This window comes from Mesorhizobium sp. M5C.F.Ca.IN.020.29.1.1 (assembly GCF_003997375.1).
Taxonomy (GTDB): domain Bacteria; phylum Pseudomonadota; class Alphaproteobacteria; order Rhizobiales; family Rhizobiaceae; genus Mesorhizobium; species Mesorhizobium wenxiniae.
In genome coordinates this window covers 1-878 of sequence record NZ_RZSW01001070.1, presented here as the reverse complement: position 1 = coordinate 878, position 878 = coordinate 1, and the positions used below count along the sequence as shown (strand labels likewise).

Genomic DNA, 878 nt, shown 5'->3' with positions numbered 1-878 from the left:
GCCTGGTCGTTCTGGGCGCTGTCATGGCGCTGCGCGAACGGCGGCTGCAATGAGAAAGGACGGGACGATGAGTGCGACGGCGATAAGTAAAGGGGCGCCGACATCGGCGGACGATTTTCTGACCGGGCTGAAGGGGCAGCGCGTGCTGGTGACGGCAGGTGCCGGCGGTATCGGCCTGGCCATTGCCGACACGCTGTCGCGGCTCGGCGCGCGCATCGTCGTTTGCGACGTTTCGGACGGGGCTCTGGCCGCTGCTCCGGACAAGATCGCCCTCGTTGCCGCAGTCAAGGCCGATGTCTCGCGCGAAGACGACGTCGACCGGCTGTTCGAGACCGTGAAGGAAAAGCTCGGCGGCCTCGACGCGCTGATCAACAATGCCGGCATCGCCGGGCCGACCGGCGGCGTCGATGAAATCGATCCGGCGGACTGGCGGCGCTGCATCGACATCTGCCTGACCGGCCAGTTCCTGTGCGCCCGGCGTGCCGTGCCGCTGATCAAGGCGGCGGGCGGCGGCTCGATCGTCTCGATGTCGTCCGCCGCCGGCCGCCACGGCTACGCTTTCCGCACCCCCTACTCGGCGGCCAAGTTCGGCGTCATCGGTTTCACGCAAAGCCTCGCCAAGGAACTCGGGCCGCACGGCATACGGGTCAACGCCATCCTGCCCGGCATTATCGAGGGACCACGCATCGACAAGGTCATCGCCGACCGGGCCAGGCAGCTCGGTGTTTCGAACGAGGAGATGACGCAGCGCTATCTCCAGAACATCTCGCTGCGCCGCATGACCAGCCCCTATGACGTCGCCGCGATGGTCGCCTTCCTGCTGTCCGATGCGGGCATCAACATTTCCGGCCAGTCGCTCGGCGTCGACGGCAATGTCG

Annotated in this window: 1 protein-coding gene; it reads left to right on the top strand. The window is 66.9% G+C overall.

Annotation, left to right across the window (positions count from 1 at the left end; translation table 11 throughout):
* Window positions 1-67: 67 nt before the first annotated feature.
* Window positions 68-878 (top strand): SDR family oxidoreductase (locus EOA85_RS36280; RefSeq protein ID WP_164760182.1); only part of this gene is annotated, 811 nt, incomplete at its 3' end.